The 16,104-nt window shown below is 46.2% G+C and carries 11 protein-coding genes, 1 tRNA gene and 3 pseudogenes; 5 read left to right on the forward strand and 10 right to left on the reverse strand.

The genetic code is table 11. The annotated features are described in order from the left end of the window. Positions 1-43 precede the first annotated feature (43 nt). Both tnpC and NX722_RS15380 read left to right on the forward strand, forming a co-directional pair. On the forward strand, positions 44-1,597 hold the full coding sequence (tnpC, locus tag NX722_RS15375; RefSeq protein ID WP_262563716.1) for an IS66 family transposase: 1,554 nt from the start codon (positions 44-46) through the stop codon (positions 1,595-1,597). A gap of 30 nt (positions 1,598-1,627) precedes the next feature. Next, positions 1,628-1,762 (forward strand): annotated as a pseudogene (locus tag NX722_RS15380) (IS701 family transposase); the annotation flags it as partial. A gap of 55 nt (positions 1,763-1,817) precedes the next feature. On the opposite strand, the gene NX722_RS15385 reads toward NX722_RS15380, so the two are convergent. From NX722_RS15385 to NX722_RS15405, 5 genes and pseudogenes are all read right to left on the reverse strand, one after another. Beyond that, positions 1,818-6,281 carry a hypothetical protein gene (locus tag NX722_RS15385; protein WP_262563718.1) on the reverse strand — a complete coding sequence of 1,488 codons (4,464 nt, stop codon included), beginning with the start codon at positions 6,279-6,281 and terminating at the stop codon, positions 1,818-1,820. A 269-nt stretch (positions 6,282-6,550) separates the two neighbouring features. Continuing rightward, complete coding sequence (locus tag NX722_RS15390; protein ID WP_262563719.1) at positions 6,551-6,688, reverse strand: hypothetical protein; 138 nt, start codon at positions 6,686-6,688, stop codon at positions 6,551-6,553. A 645-nt stretch (positions 6,689-7,333) separates the two neighbouring features. Further along, positions 7,334-7,450 (reverse strand): annotated as a pseudogene (locus tag NX722_RS15395) (IS110 family transposase); the annotation flags it as partial. A gap of 848 nt (positions 7,451-8,298) precedes the next feature. Then, positions 8,299-8,730 (reverse strand): IS200/IS605 family transposase, encoded by a 432-nt coding sequence (tnpA, locus tag NX722_RS15400; protein WP_262563698.1) that lies wholly within the window; start codon positions 8,728-8,730, stop codon positions 8,299-8,301. A gap of 227 nt (positions 8,731-8,957) precedes the next feature. Then, positions 8,958-10,508 carry a transposase gene (locus tag NX722_RS15405; protein WP_262563720.1) on the reverse strand — a complete coding sequence of 517 codons (1,551 nt, stop codon included), beginning with the start codon at positions 10,506-10,508 and terminating at the stop codon, positions 8,958-8,960. A 75-nt stretch (positions 10,509-10,583) separates the two neighbouring features. On the opposite strand from NX722_RS15405, the gene NX722_RS28895 reads away from it, so the two are divergent. From NX722_RS28895 to NX722_RS28900, 3 genes and pseudogenes are all read left to right on the forward strand, one after another. Continuing rightward, positions 10,584-10,799: a type II toxin-antitoxin system HicB family antitoxin gene (locus NX722_RS28895; protein WP_407648072.1), complete on the forward strand. Its 216-nt coding sequence runs from the start codon at positions 10,584-10,586 to the stop codon at positions 10,797-10,799. Between the two features lie 103 nt (positions 10,800-10,902). Continuing rightward, positions 10,903-11,895 carry an IS30 family transposase gene (locus NX722_RS15410; protein WP_262563592.1) on the forward strand — a complete coding sequence of 331 codons (993 nt, stop codon included), beginning with the start codon at positions 10,903-10,905 and terminating at the stop codon, positions 11,893-11,895. 25 nt (positions 11,896-11,920) lie between these two features. After that, positions 11,921-12,130, forward strand: a pseudogene (locus NX722_RS28900) (type II toxin-antitoxin system HicB family antitoxin); the annotation flags it as partial. A 170-nt stretch (positions 12,131-12,300) separates the two neighbouring features. Here the strand turns inward: NX722_RS28900 and NX722_RS15415 are convergent. From NX722_RS15415 to NX722_RS15435, 5 genes are all read right to left on the reverse strand, one after another. Further along, a protein-coding gene (locus NX722_RS15415; protein ID WP_262563721.1) for an IS3 family transposase occupies positions 12,301-13,408 on the reverse strand; the annotation gives its coding sequence in 2 pieces (ribosomal slippage) (positions 12,301-13,141 and positions 13,140-13,408; 1,110 coding nt in all). A gap of 71 nt (positions 13,409-13,479) precedes the next feature. Beyond that, on the reverse strand, positions 13,480-13,692 hold the full coding sequence (locus NX722_RS15420) for a hypothetical protein (protein ID WP_262563723.1): 213 nt from the start codon (positions 13,690-13,692) through the stop codon (positions 13,480-13,482). A 233-nt stretch (positions 13,693-13,925) separates the two neighbouring features. Continuing rightward, a tRNA-Pro gene (locus NX722_RS15425) sits at positions 13,926-14,002 on the reverse strand. 60 nt (positions 14,003-14,062) lie between these two features. Further along, positions 14,063-14,590: an O-acetyl-ADP-ribose deacetylase gene (locus NX722_RS15430; protein ID WP_262563724.1), complete on the reverse strand. Its 528-nt coding sequence runs from the start codon at positions 14,588-14,590 to the stop codon at positions 14,063-14,065. 6 nt (positions 14,591-14,596) lie between these two features. Then, complete coding sequence (locus tag NX722_RS15435) at positions 14,597-15,958, reverse strand: class II 3-deoxy-7-phosphoheptulonate synthase (protein WP_262563725.1); 1,362 nt, start codon at positions 15,956-15,958, stop codon at positions 14,597-14,599. Positions 15,959-16,104 lie beyond the last annotated feature (146 nt).

Genomic DNA, 16,104 nt, shown 5'->3' on the forward strand with positions numbered 1-16,104 from the left:
ATATCAGGTTTACCCCACTACCAAGCCGCTATAGTCATACCCCATGAATTATTCTGAAGTCACCAATCCCGTTGACCCGCAACTGCAAATACAGCAGTTGCAGTCAGCGTTGGATGCAGCACTTCAGGAACTCTCTTCTGTCAAGCAACAGCTCAACTGGTTTAAACGGCAGGTGTTTGGTGAGAAATCCGAAAAACGACTGACCATTGATAACCCTGACCAGATAGACCTTGGTGAGATTTTCGCCAAGCCAGAGACAACGCCGCCCCCTGAAACAGAAACCATCACCTACGAACGACGCAAGAAACAGCGTTCCGATGACTGTGTCACCGATGAAGGGCTTCGCTTTGACGAACGGGTGCCTGTTGAAGTCACTGAATTGCCAGCACCGGAACTGCAGGGTGAAGATGCGGATCAATACGAAGTCATTGACTATAAAACCACCAGAACACTGGTTCAGCGCCCCGGCAGCTACGTCATTCATGAACAGCGTCGCCCAGTAGTCAGGCATAAACCCAGCCAGACCCTGACGACAGTAGCCGCCCCTTCCGGCATTTTTGACCGCAGCATTGCCGATGTCAGTTTGCTGGCCGGCATCTTGATCGACAAGTTCGTCTTCCACCTGCCTTTATACCGCCAGCATCAGCGCATGGCACTCAGCGGAGTCACACTGAGCCGGACGACACTGACCAACCTGGTGTATAGAAGCATTGAACTGCTCAAGCCAATACACAACGCTTTATTAAAGAGCGTTCTGGAAAGCCGCATACTGGCAATGGACGAAACACCGGGCAAGGCAGGCCGCAAGGAAAAAGGCAAAATGCAAAAAGCCTGGTTCTGGCCAGTGTATGGCGAACAGAACGAAGTAGCCTTTACCCTGTCACTGACCCGCTCTACACGACACATTGAGCCATTACTGAAAGACTTCAAAGGCGTATTGCTCACCGATTGCTACGGTGTTTATGACAGTTACTGTAAAAAACACCCTGAAATCACACAGGCTCAGTGCAGGGTTCATACCCGCAGGTACTTTGACTGGGCGAAAAACGATGAACCGGAAGCTGTCGCTCATGCACTGGCACTGATCGGCAAACTGTACCGCATAGAAAAACGTATCCGGGATAACGGCACTGCCGGAGACGAGAAAAAGCGCATTCGTCAGGAAGAGTCATTACCTCTGGTTAATGAATTTTTTGACTGGTGCCATAAGGAACGACAGAGACCGGAACTGACCAAGACGAACCCATTGAGCAAAGCACTGGCGTATGCCGAAAACCATCAAACGTCACTGAGAGTGTTTCTGGATGACCCGGATGTTCAGATGGACACCAACCATCTTGAGCGATTACTCCGTTGTATCCCGATGGGAAGAAAAAACTACCTGTTTAGCTGGACAGAAACGGGTGCAGAGCATATTGCTATCATCCAAAGCCTGCTGGTCAGCTGTCGCCTGCAAGATATTGATCCCTACAAGTACCTGGTTGACGTCCTCCAAAGAGTCAGCTTCCACCCTGTACGACAAATCAATGAGCTGATTCCCCGGAATTGGAAAGAGCGTTTTGGGAAAAATCCGTTAAAAGCGCCTCTGGACAATTAGGGGGAGTCTGATCCCTGTTTGAACGCTTACATAGCGCAAGAGTTTACGAATATTTATCAGCACCAGCGTAAGCTGTTTAAAGAAGTGGTTGGTGCCTTCATTAAGATTTTTGCAAAGGACAAAGATGACCTGTTACCAAAATTTGCAGGTGCCATCAATGCGTAAGTCCTACTTGAATATTCAGGTTTTATGTCAAAGTAATTTTTTTGTTGGCGTAGCTCTAAGTGCGTAGTAGCGATAATGCCTGATCTTTTATTTTTTGAACAAATGCGTATCGCTCTTGTTCATAGTTGTTATTAGGTGTTGTGTTTGTCAGCCAGGATTCCAGCGCTTTAATAAAACCCTTTGCTTCGGGGTGTTGTTTTATTTTGCTTTTAAGTGGTTCCATACTCGATTTGAGTATCTGTTTATACCTTGCATTCAGTGGAGGCTCTTGCTCCAGAAGGAGCTCTTCAGCTTTATTCAAGCTCATCATTGTATGCATGAGTATTGCAAATACACTACTGCCATCATCGTAAAAGATCACGGACTGCGGCACGTACAGCTTCGTACTTAAGAACTCCGGGGTTAGCAGGTGTTCATTAAGATGATTGATTCGCTCAGCTAGCAGTACCGCTTCATCTTCTAAAGAACAGAAAGGAATTGAAGCTATTGGCTGAGACTGTCCCTGTAGCCCGGTTCCGGCATCTTCTGTCACTACCGGCAAGACCGGATAGGTCTCCGCTTTGACCACCAGTTCTGTCCTGATCCGGGCTGTTGTAAAAGTCATGGAGACTTTTCGTGGTAAATGCAGCTCTCTACTGCCCGGTGTACTCCAGAACAGGCACTGTGAAGGTATTTCAGGCTCATCGTCATTCTGGCTGTTAAACTCATTGTGTATTTTCTCTGCCAGTTTCTCGATACCTTCATCTGTACCAATCAGGTTGATCTGGTCATCATTTCCTTGCGCGTAGTTGGAAAGACACCTCGTAGTGACTATCACCGGGCTGGGATAAAGGTTGTTAATCTCATTGATCAGGCTCAGAACTCTGGATGACGTACTGTGACGGCTTTCAGGTGCCATCATGCTCAGGGGGAGTGCGCCAGCCGCCTGAACTGTCGGCTGCGTTACCTGTGGTGCTGGTGACTTCCTGGCAGAAGCTGGCTGAGTGGCTTTTTGCTGTTCTCTTTTCCGGTGTTTATCACTTCGTTGAGTTTTGACCGGGTTGTCTTCAGGTGCAGGAGGTTTCTTTTTTCCAGGTTGCTGACATTGTTCATCAAACCAGTACAAAAGGGCTGTTTTGACTTTAGATGCAGAGAGATCCCGCAAGGAAGCCTTTACCTGCGCCCGGGATACCAGAGTTCCGTCAAGGAGCCATTGTTGAAAATAACACTCTGCCAGAAAAAAGAACCTTAACTGGATGGTCTGCTCCGATACGGGCATTTGCCTTATGTCTCTGGCGATAGTATCGGGTGTTAGTTCACTTCCGGCCGGGTAAGCCGGGAGCCCGTACAGCAAAGCGCGGGTTTTGACTAAAACAGAGTAGTAACCTTTGTCAAAAGTATAATTATTGTCGTCTATGAGGCGCACTGCTTCCTGGTATAGCTGAAGCCTTTTCTCTTCATTGCCGGAGGGGAGGGTCTGGATCCGTTTCAACAGGTAGTCAATCTGGTGTGCTTCTGTCGAAACCGGCAGCTCATAAAACCCTTTTAGCACCGAGTCATCAGAAATTCTTATGTCGGTGGCTTTGCCGGATACTGCCAGGCGCCCAATGAATTTGGTTTTTTCCAAATGACAGCGATTTTTCTGGTAATAATCTATAACTGTTTCAGGTTTTACAGGTTGTCCGTTAAGAGGTATCCCCCTGAAGCAGAGTTCTTCAAGAAAACACCCTTGCTCCAGAGTGGCTCCTGCCTGTTTTAGCTTTTCAACCACAGCCTCCGGTTTTACCAGCATGCCGTTTATCGGGCGTTTTTGCAGACAGAGTTTTTGTAAGAGCAATCCGTGTTGCAGAAACGCATTTCTCTGTTCCAACTGCTGTATTATCTCTTCAGGGGATACCGCTTTACCGTTCAGGTTTATCTTTTTCAGGCAGAGCTGCTGAAGAAAGCAGCTAAGCCCCAGGCGCCCTTCCCCGGTATCCGGGAAGAGACTCGCCACTTTCTCGGGAGAGACCTCTTTATGATTCAGTTTTATGCCCTTCAGTAAAAGTGCTTGCAGGAAACGAGCCTGTTCCAGTTCACAACCAGTCTCCTGTAATTTTTTCATGACGGTCTCTGGCTTAACAAACCTTCCGTTCATTTTGATGTTTTTAAGGCATAACTCCTGAAGAAAGCGTGCCACCCCAAGCCTGCCTTCGTTTGTTTCCGGGAATGCGCTCACTACGTCTTTTGAGGCAATCGGCTTTTTATCTAACTTCGTGCCTTTGAGAAAAAGCTCCTGAAGGAAGCGGGCCAGGTCCATTCTTCCGGACATCGTTGCTGGAAAAAGATCCCTCACTGCTTCCGGGGTTGGGCACTGACCATTTAACATGATGCCATGCAAGCATAAGCGCCTCAGAAAGTAAGCCCTTGCCTGTCTGAACGTCTCTGTTTCCGCTTTACCAAAGGCTGCCTCTACGTGCTCTGCTGCAACGGGGTCATGATACAGACAGGTCCTTTCGAAGAATAAATATTCCTTAAAATGTGCGAGTTCCAGCTGTTTGCTGTCGATATAGTCAGGAACAGCCTGATACGCTTCGTATACGGTTTCTGGTTGGATAAACTCACCATGCAGTTGAATGCCAGCTGCATACATTTTTCTGTAAAATCTGGCTAACTCTAACGAGTTGCCTGGTTGTTTAAGTTTTTCAACGATGGTTTCTGGTTTTACCTGATCATGATCCAGTAATCTTTCTTTCTGGCAGAGTTCACCCATAAACCAGTTCAGTTCTTTTTCTGCTTTTGCGTCTTCATAGGCGGTTATCACGGAATTGGGAGAGACCAATTCACCATTCAGTTTGATTTCCTCCAGGCATAAGTCCTTTAGGAATCGGGCTTTAATTTCCCGTGTACTGGTATGCTCTCCCAGCTCTTTGATGACCATTTCGGGCGTTACAAGTTGTCCGTTCAACGGCATTTTTGCGAGGCATAACTTAGCGTGAAATATGATTTGAGACTGAGGACTTTGCTGATAGAACTGTTCCACCGAGTCGCCTGTCACAGGGCCGTTTTTCAATGGAATTCCATTCAGGCACAGCATTTCAAGAAAACGCCCCTGTGCTTCACTGTCCAGTGATTTTTTATACTCTGCTACTACCTGGTCTGCTGATATGGATTTTGACCACAGTGGAAACGCCCCCCAGAACAGTGACTCAAGAAAACGGGCCTTCATCACAGCAGTGCCCTTCTGTTCTATCATCTCCATCACGCTTTCAGGGGTGACAGGATTGCCGTTAACGGGTATCCGGTTCAGGCACAGGAATGAATAAAAGTATGCCAGCTCTTTTATTCCCTGGGCTCTTTCAAGTACCGATATGACGTATTCTGCCGTGACGGGTCTGCCATTCAGCAGACGGTTATGAAAAAACAGGCTTTGTAGAAAAACGCCTTTTGCCAAAGTGCATTTTCTTTGATTCGGAGACTTGTCGTACTCCTCCACAACCATCAGTGCGGTAACGGGGCCACCGTAAATCGTTCTACCCTCTTCGTACAGTTCCCTCAGTAAGGAGGCTCGCCTGTAGCTGGTTTTATCACTGAGTTGTCGTTCATATTTTTGCTCAGGGGTCTCAGCTTCTGGCTGAGTTTCAGAATGGTCACGTTGACGGTTGGCAGAGGGGGTGGTGAGTTTTTTGGGTCGACAAACAAAGGCTGAAAAGACTTTTGGTTCATGTTCAGATGTGCTTCTGGCCTGGTGGAATGATGGGGTGATATCTTCGTAGGGTCTGGCTTTTTCTAGGAACTGGTCTATCTCTCTATCGGCGTCCACACGTGTATATTCGTCCAGCACCATCTGTGACGTTACAGGGCCTGACTCCAGAGGAATTTTATTCAGGAATAATCCCTCAAGGAATTTACCTTTTACGTAGGGCGACTTTATCGGTGCCAGCAGTGACATGACCTTTTCGGGTTTGACAGGCTCACCGTGCACTCTGATTCCCTGAAGGCAGAGGTTTCTGTAAAAGTACGCAATTTCCTCCGATGCTTTTGCCATTTTAAACACGGATAAAACATCCTCGGGGGGCACCGGATGACCGTTAAGCGTGTGATTGTTGAAAAATAGTTTCCTCAGGAAGACGCCTTTTTGCAGGACGCATTTTGTCTGGTTAGGAGATTTGTCAAACTCCTCTATTACCTGTTCTGCCGTAACGGGTTTGTTGAACAAGGTTTTGTTTTGAAAATACAAGTCACCCAGAAAGCAGGCCATTCTTAAATGGGTAGTATCATTGCTCAACCGTTCGTGTTTTTGCTCAGGGGTTTCTACGCTACTGCTGGAAGCTTGTTGCCTGGTGCTTCGGGTAGCTATAGAAGCTTCCCGCCTCCCGGAGTGACTGCTAGCCGTTTGAGAGGCTGGCATTGATGTTGTTGTCCGCCCACGGAAATGGCTTCTTCTTCCTCTGGAGCGATCACGCATGCCCTGGTAGTTCTGGTTTTCGCTACGATCATGAAGAGAGGGGGGCGAACCAGACAAACCAAAGTGACTGTTACGACTAGTAGTAGAATCCATTCCTGAAACTTCCTTCTAATTGGTTATTAGGGTGGTGGTATGAATGCCAATCTTTCTTGCGTTATTTAGAACTGAGACAGGATAAAGAGCCAGAGGTTCCTTCCAGAGTGCTGAGGTCGGGCGGCGCCAGCCCGGTATGGAAGTCAGCAAAGCAGATAACACCCTATACATCGTTTTGAATGTAAGGGGAAACATAGTCTGAGACCACGGACAGCTCCAGTGAGACACGGGTATACCTGCATAGCTCAGGGTATAAGTGGTTGGAAGGGTCAGCAATCACGCCTGAAACTGCTCCGGAAGCTGGTTGCCGGGTCTGAAGGGATGCCTGAGCCCAGGTCATAAACGTCCCAGCCCATTGATGAAAGCTGGGTTAACAGGGGACGTTCGACATCCTTGTATTCACTCATGAAAAACAACCAGTAACAATTGAGGATAGGCAACATAAATAAGCAGCAGCTTGAAGCCTGTGCCCGTGAGGCAGCCAAATCCATTAAAATTGAAAATTAAAGTGACCTAAACGACTTCCGCCAAGTTTACAGGGTTGCATCCGTGATTCCAGTCCCGCGAACCAACTGAGCAACGGGCACATTACAGGGTGGCATCATTCTCTGAGTAATGAATACCTTCAGCTCTTCTGAATACCGAGCCATTGATTAATCTCAGGCCATCCACTGGCTGAGGTAATCCATCTTATTGCTGCATATTCGAACAGTAAAAAGCCTTTTCAGATCATAGAGTAACCATCACTGAATTCCCTTCTACAACTCGAAACCAGATATAAGTACAATTGTTCCGTTTATAAAATCCGACTTCCGAGCTACCGAGGCCCATGCTCCGCCACGTCAATAACAGACCATGGTACACCTCCGGGCGGTAGCGTAAGTTATCAACAAGAAGATTATCACTCTATCCACCTTCCGCTAAGCCGTTGGCTTGGGGTCAAAAGCACTGTTGAAAACGGGCCATCTCAAACCGGTGGAAGAAGGTCATTTCAAAGCGTTGTTAACACAAGCCTCCATACCGATCAGAGCTGGTGGTAATTTGGCTACTTAAGGTATCAGTTGCTGGCGTTTTAGCGTTTTACGAATGACGATTTTGCCCTTCCGGTTAACACCATGCAGGCTGAACACATTTTTGGCCAGATCGATACCGAAGGTTAATGTATTCATGAGCTTCTCCTAATGGAATATGTCGCTGGCTACACCAGTCTGGCATTATTTGCCAAAAGTGAGAGGAGCCCATTTCATTCGTTATGTGCTCTTCATATAGGCCAGTAGGACAGCAGGCCAGATTCTTTTAAAATGAATTTTTACCACTCCTGTCTCATTGAATATACTCATGAAAATTCTTTACATATCGGCTCAAATATGAAAATTTTGCGCATAGTGTGTATGCGTGTGTATACTTTTTTATATGCAAGTTTAGGGAGGTCGAATGACTTCGGGCGAACTAAGAAAAGAGCTTGAAGCCAATGGCTGCAAGTTCTTAAGGCAAGGTAAAGGTTCTCATGAGATATGGTTGACATCCTCCCCGCCCTGAAGGACGGGGATTCCTGTTAGTCACCTAACAGGTTCCTGTTTCACAGTTCGTTGCTCAGGGAACAGCTTGGTTATCGCATAAAAGTTCCACAGTGGGAACTTTTACGGTGACGAGCCAACCCATGTTCCCCAAGTCTCACACGAACTCCGCAGGCTTAACATTCCTCTAGCCCAGAGGTAGGTCTGCAAGAGACAAGAAGAAAATAGTGCATAGGCTTGCTCTACGCAAGCCACACTTACATCCCCGCACTAAAAGTACGGGGTTTTACGTGGATTCGATAAATAAGGAAGGGAAAAGAACCTCTGTTCCTCATCCGAAAAAGAAACTTGGGAAGGGGCTTGTAAGAAAGTTGCTGGCATGGGCGGGGGAGTGATCTCTTCCCCCCTTCAGCAACGATAAAGAAGTTAACTGACCTCCGGCATAGCCGGAGGCTTATCAGATTACGCCCTCTAAGGGCTTTTATTGCGCCCAAGGGCGCTTACCAGTCAAGATCATACTGATCTCTATTTCCATCATTCTTTTCTTGATCTCGGATATATGCCCGAACCACTTCTTCATCAAGTCCTACTGTTGAGACAAAGTAACCTCTTGCCCAAAAATGCTCTCCGTTAAAGTTACGCTGCTTGCCTTTGAAATTTTTCGCAATCTCTATTGCACACTTTCCTTTCAGATATCCAACGACATGAGATACCGGATATTTGGGTGGAATACTGATGCACATGTGAACATGATCAGACATCAAATGCCCTTCGAGAATTTTGCAGCCTTTCCTTCTGGCAAGCTCATGAAATATTTCTCCGAGAAACTTTCTCAAATTCCCATAGATTACCTTTCGTCTTCTCTTTGGGATAAAGACAATATGGTACTTACAATCCCAACGCGTATGAGCCAAACTCTTGTAGTCTCTCATTGGTTTTACCTTCAATTTTCTTGGTCGGAAACTGAAGGTTAGCTACTGTCGCTACGGTTAAACCTATGAGAGTCTCCCCGGCATAGCCGGGGGTTTATCAGTGTTAATTATATTAATGTGAGGCGAGGCAAGACATGTTATTTAACCTAAATTCATCAGTTGAGAGCTAACCCACCGCTCTCGGCTGATGCAGTGTTAAGCATTAAGCTGGAAGACTCAGTCTGGCTTCAACTTGAATTTATTAACCTTACCGGAGTAATAACTTGGCCTTTTGTTAAAAATTTCGATACTGAACGAGTTAAAATACGACACCAGATATCAATTGGATTCAACTGCGTCGCAATTTCCTTAATTGAATCAAAAAAATCACACAATCCTTCCTGCATTTTTTGTATCTTCTGCATTAAATTATGCTGACTGGTAATCATTATTTTTTTCTGCCGACCACTCTCTGTCAGTTTGCCAATTGCACTCATTAACAATGGCCTGCTGGTGATAGATTCTTTATGCGAATCAGGGTTGCTTAATCTCACAAATAAAGTCCACCAGTTGTAAGCTAATGCCACCATCCTTGATATAAAGCGACATCGCTTTAAGTCATTGGTTGTATAGCCTCCCCAGCCCCATTGGTTTTTGATCTCATCAAAATTGTTTTCACAGTCAGCTCTATCTCTGTAATGATTTATAATCGACACAACACCATCATCAAGACTTGTGGCTAATACTGAATATTCGAAGAGCTTAATGTTTTCAGGATCTTCAACAAAGGCAATCTCTTTTTGCTTTTTCTTATTTTCTTTTTCCAGCAAAAGTGAATCACCAGACAATCGCCTTCGGACAATAACAATTCGCCTTGGTTTTTGCCAACCATCCAGTCTTAATTCAGACTCTTTACCTTCCCAATGCCTGTCGTAGCGCTGCCAGCCTCCGCTACAGTGCGCATGGTGTATAGCTTTCTTGGTATTAGGGGTCTTTTTGATTTTGAACAAATAGCCACACCCTGATTGTTCAAGCTCCGTCATAACTCGGTCGCTTCCCCAATCACAATCACCCCGAACAAATTCAGGCCAGCACTCTCTCGGAAGGCGGTTCAATAAATCCATTAGGCCTGGTAATGAGTGTTTACTATTTCCTTTGTCACCTGGTTGAACTTCAACATCAAGAACCAGCTTTAAATTAGCCATCATGTAAGAGTGATAGGTATGAGAGGGTCGTCCTTTTTTATGGGGATTATATCCCTTCTCTGCACCCTCTTGGCTACCGTAAATGGTTTTAATCGTAACATCTACATCCAAAATCCACGGTATTTTTAATAAAGGTTCATAGCATTCTTGTAAGTGGTATTGCAGCCACTCGACACCTTTTTGCTCATCTATTTTAAGTAATCCTCGCCGGGCAGAGTCATCGCTGACAACTTTCGTCATACCAAGCAATTTAGAATTGACACCATCTCCAGTTAATGTAGCGATATGAGCGTAACGCTTATGCCCTGAAAGTATTGAAAGAAAAAGAGAGCCAATTACATCGACTTTTTTGGGAGCGTTATTGCTTTTGTAGACCAATGGACAATCTTCTACCCAAGGCTCGAACCGATAGCCAGTTTTTAAAAATTGAATAAAAAATGCAAGCTGACCCATTGGGGTGACTGAAGCCCCAGGCTCCCACTCAACATGAACTTTACCTTCAAATGTGTCAACTTCAAGAGTGGTTGGAGCAACCTGTTTGCTGAGCTCTTTGGGCTCACCCTTTGGGTGAATGGGTTCTGGTGGTAGTAACATACTGTAACCCTCTTTGCAGAAGGGTTTACAGTTTAGTCGGTATTTTCAACTGATGATTTTAGGTTTAAAATTGGTATAGAGAAAACAGAGGACAATGATACTGCCTATGGCATTGTAATTCCTGCTCTGTGCAATGATAAATACTCAGCCTATTCCGCATCTGATGAGTTTGACGATATTGTAAAAAATGCAAAAGATGCTGCATTTACTGTAATGGAAGAGATGGCTCTTAACGAAGAGTTGGATTTATCTCAAATTTCATTATTAAACAAACCTGAATTCGTATCATAAGTGCATAACCTCTGTAACCAGAGGATTGTTTCAGAACCTTTGAAGTGAATCAGAACTCAGGGGTATTCTGTAAAGCAACCAAACCATACAGAGGAAGCCAAGGATGGCCTATACACACCTGAGCTCTGAAGAGAGATATTATATCGAAACTGAACTCAAAAATGGGACTTCACAAAACAAAATTGCTAAAAAGCTTGGCCGTTCACAGCCTACCGTGTCGCGAGAAGTAAACCGCAATAAAGGGCAAAGAGGGTACAGGCACCAACAGGCTAATCGCACAGCTCGGCAGCGGCACAAAGATAAGCCAAAAGCTATTAAGCTGACAGACGACATTAAACAACGTATTTCAAACGATATCCGTTCAGATTGGAGTCCTGAACAAGTGGCTGGAAGGCTTGAAAAGGACGGTGTAATCAAGCTGCATCATGAGACGATTTATCAATTTGTAGCGGATGATAAACGGCGCGGAGGCTCGCTCTATAAGCACTTGAGGCACCAGAAAAAAACTTATCGAAAGCGATACGGTTCAGCTCATAACCGAACCGGTATACCAAATCGGGTTGGCATTGAAGAACGCCCCGAAGTGGTCAACAACAGAGAGCGAGTTGGTGACTGGGAAGCTGATACTGTAATAGGTAAAAATCATAAAGGAGCCATCGCTACATTAGATGAACGAAAAACCAAGCTTCGCCTTGCTGTCCCTCTACCAGGCAAGAAGGCAAAAGCGGTTAAACAGGGAATAATTGACGTACTCAAGCCTCTGAAAAGGTTTGTAAAGACAATAACATACGACAATGGAAAGGAGTTTGTTCAGCATGAATCAATTGCCAAAGCTTTAAAATGTGACAGCTACTTTGCTGCCCCCTACCATTCTTGGGAAAGAGGCCAGAATGAGAATGCTAATGGTTTGCTAAGGCAGTATTTCCCCAAGTCGATGGAGCTTAATGGCGTGACAGAAAAAGATGTCATCATTGCAGTGGATAAGCTGAACAACAGGCCAAGAAAGTGCCTGGGCTACAAGACTCCTTATGAGGCATTTAAAGAGTCAACTGGAATAGATGCAAGAAAAGTCATGGGTTATGCACTTATGACTTGAATTCAGGAAACAGGATTATACAAAAAATCCTGATTACCAAGATTTTATCGAATGGGCTTTTATAGATATTGAAATAGATGAGGTATTAGGTAGACAAAAGAGAATCAATGTGAGTATGTCTGATCTTCTTATTGCTCATATAGATCAAATAGTTAAGAGTGGCGGAAAGTACAAAGATCGCAGTGATTTTTTGACACAAGCAGCATTACACCAAATAACTGGCGCAACTAGTTAGAAAATACGCCTCCCAATAAATGTCTATACACGTATAAGCAACGCACATAAACCGGGTAAGAGCTGGTCTTTCTCCAGCTCTCACCACCACACTAGCATTATGGTGGACCCCACTGTCAAGACAGTAAACCAACAAATTTAAGTTAAGTCCTGGCAGTGGTTTAAAGTTCCTCATGCAAAGTGAATTGCCTGAGGTGTTTTATAATTCAGCGACTGGTGCAACCGTTCAGTGTTGTAAAACTCAAAGTACTCATCCAGCCCTGTAAATAGCTCAGGAACAGTCTGAAACTCGTGCGTGTACAGCCATTCATACTTGACGGAACGCCACAACCTTTCGACAAAAATGTTATCCAGTGCTCGCCCTTTTCCATCCATACTGATGCGTATCTTTCGCTCCTGCAGAGGTGCCAGAAAATCATAACTGGTGAACTGGCAGCCCTGATCTGTATTGAATATATCGGGCTCACCTCGTTCAAGCGCACAATTCAACGCATGAATACAGAAGTCTGCATCCAACGTGTTCGACAGCTCCCAGCTGACCACGTAACGGATGTACCAGTCAATGATGGCGACAAGGTACATAAACCCCTGAGGCATCGGGCAGTACGTTATGTCAGTGTTCCACACCTGGTTAGGCCTTACAATGTCAACACCGTTCAGCAAATACGGATAAATCTTGTGCTCCTTGTTCCTCAGGCTGGTGCCTGGCTTTGGGCCGACAGCCTGTATGCCCATCAGCCTCATAAGCCGCTGTATACGCTTCCTGTTAACCGGGTATCCCTGAGCATTCAGCCACGCAGTTATCTTACGACTGCCGTAAAACGGTGTTCGTGTATATTGTTTATCAATCAGCCGCATCAGGTTCAGGTTTACAGCACTTTCCTGGGCTGGAGAAGCTTGGTAATACCAGCTTGACCTGTTTAAGCCGATCAGTTCGCATTGGCGCTGAACGCTCATCTCTGGATGATCCGGTTCTATGCACCTCCGCTTATCATCAATGGACATTGCCAGATTTTTTTTTCAACCAGTCCAGCTCCATTTTGAGTCGACCGATCTCTTGGTACAATGGCGCTGTGAGCGCATCTGGATCGACCTCAGGCTTTGTTCTGCCAAAGACCTCTGGAACTCCCTGGAGCAGTTGCCGCTTCCACCGGCTGACCTGAACAGCTGCGACTTCATGCTCGCTGGCCAGCTGATTTATGGTTTTATTTCCCTTGTAGGCTTCCAGTGCCACCTGTGCCTTAAATTCGGGCTTGTGTCGTTTTCTTTTTGCTGCCATGACTCCCTCCTGAAAGGGTATTTTATAGCCAGAAAACTTAACTTAGCTACCTGTCCAGTTTATGGGATCCATCATACATCTTCCGGATCCTTTTTATTCGGGCGAATCTTGGGTTGCCCTTTGAGCTTTTTCAGATGCCGGACTTCCTCACGCAGAGCAGAGTTCTCTGTGGTCAGTTTGCGAATCTGGGCATCCTGCTTTTCGATTTTGTCGAGCAGGTTATTGACCAGTGCTTTGAGTTCACTGACTTCAGTTTCAAGCGATGAGGTTTTTGATGGGTTCATGGGCTGGGATTATGCCCAATCTGGATGTTCAAAGTATTGATGTGTGTATGTTGACTTGCCTACGAATTTTGAGCAGTTACAAGAAAATCTACATCCGAAAAGCCCCTAAGATAAAGGGCTCAAGATGAACGACACATCAAAATTAAACAGCCGTTTTGTTCTCAGTTTTGTTCTCAAACGTCTTTTTTCAAGTATAAAAAAAGAGCTACATTTCTGTAACTCCTTGATTTGACTGGTCGGCGTGAGAGGATTCGAACCTCCGACCCTTTCGTCCCGAACGAAATGCGCTACCAGGCTGCGCTACACGCCGAGTATCATTTTCTGGTTCATTCTAGCGACTTGATTATCACTGTCAATCCTTACAGCCAAGCTAGCTCTGGACAATTTCATGTAAAAGACGACGATAAATATCAGTCATTGCCTGATCAAACAGAACAAATAAAACCTTTTCAGGATAAGGAGACTTTTTTAACCACTCAACAACGGTGGTGATAGCAATTTGTGCTGCTTCTTCGTGAGGGTAACCATAAACACCACAACTAATAGCAGGAAAGGCAATACTGGTCAGTTGTTCCTGCTTAGCAAGTTCCAGCGTCTTTTGATAACAGGAGCGAAGCAAGCCGGCTTCGCCTGACTCTCCACCCTGCCATACAGGACCAACAGTATGCAGGATTCTTTTTGCTGGAAGATTAAAGGCCGGAGTCGCTCGCACCTGCCCTGTAGGGCAGCCGTCGTATTCCCGGCAGGCCTGTTGAAGCTGTTCAGCTCCTGCCGCACGATGTATGGCTCCATCAACCCCGCCACCACCAGCCATACGGCTATTGGCAGCATTCACAATGCCATCGACAGCGATTTGGGTAATGTCGCCCTGTACGACTTTGATCCGACCTTTAATCATCACGTTTCACTTATTGCGCAGCTTGCGGCAATCCTTCATTGTTTCAGCAATCAGGTAGGCCAGCTCCAGAGCCTGATCTGCATTCAGGCGAGGGTCACAGTGAGTATGGTAGCGGTTGCCCAGGTTGTCGACCGTTACCGGGCGAGCTCCACCAATACATTCAGTGACATTCTGCCCTGTCATCTCAAAGTGAACACCACCAGCATAAGTACCTTCAGCACGGTGTACTTCAAAGAACTGCTTCACTTCACTCAGAATTTTTGAAACTTCACGGGTTTTATAGCCGTTATCAGCTTTAATCGTATTGCCGTGCATTGGGTCACAGCTCCACAGTACTTTTTTACCCTCTCGTTCAACGGCTCGAATCAGATCAGGCAGCCCTTTTTCAACGTTATCAGCACCCATGCGCACAATGACATTCAGGCGACCGGCTTCATTCTCCGGGTTCAGAAGATCAATCAGGCGAATCAAGTCTTCCGGAGGCAGAGTTGGTCCCGCTTTCAGGCCAATCGGATTATGGATACCCCTGGCAAACTCAACGTGCGCGCCGTCCACCTGACGAGTACGATCACCAATCCACAGCATGTGGGCAGAGCAGTCATACCAGTCACCTGTCAGGCTGTCGCGGCGGGTCATTGCCTGTTCATAAGGCAGCAACAGTGACTCATGGGAGGTATAAAGATCCGTTTCGCTGATAGCCGCCGAGTTTTCAGCCGAAATGCCACAGGCTTTCATAAAGTCGAGAGCTTCATCAATCCGGTCGGCAAGGTGCGAGTATTGCTCCGATTGAGGGCTGTTTGCCACAAAATCAAGGTTCCAGGCATGCACCTGCTCAAGGGAGGCCAGACCGCCCTGCGCAAAGGCGCGCAACAGATTCAGGGTAGAAGCCGCCTGATGGTAAGCCATCAACATACGTTCCGGGTCGGGTGTACGACTCTCTGCCGAAAAGTCCATGCCGTTGATAATATCACCACGATAGATAGGCAGTTCCAGACCATTAATGGTTTCCGTACCGAATGTACGCGGCTTGGCAAACTGACCCGCTACCCGGCCAACCTTGATCACTGGTGAACTGGCACCAAAGGTCAGAACCACCGCCATCTGCATCAGGACTTTAAAGGTGTCACGGATATTATCGGCACTGAACTCCAGAAAGCTCTCAGCACAATCTCCACCCTGCAGCAGGAAGGCATTACCCTCTGTCGCCTGAGCCAGGCGTCTGCGCAATTCGCGCACCTCACCAGCAAACACCAACGGAGGCATTTTACGCAGGCGGTTTTCAACCTGCTGCAGATGAGCCTTGTCTGGATACTCTGGCAACTGGATAACAGGCATCTCTCTCCAGCTGTCAATATTCCACTGCTTCATTCACTTCTCTCATGAATCAATTTTTAGTCAGCCCGCAATACTACAACAGATGTTTCAACAAAGCTGTGTCTTATACGTAAACATTTTTGCAGTTGCATAGGTAAACACCGTCGCCAGCATAACCCAAAAGACTCACAGACTGGCAC

This window comes from Endozoicomonas gorgoniicola (genome assembly GCF_025562715.2).
Taxonomy (GTDB): Bacteria; Pseudomonadota; Gammaproteobacteria; order Pseudomonadales; family Endozoicomonadaceae; genus Endozoicomonas_A; species Endozoicomonas_A gorgoniicola.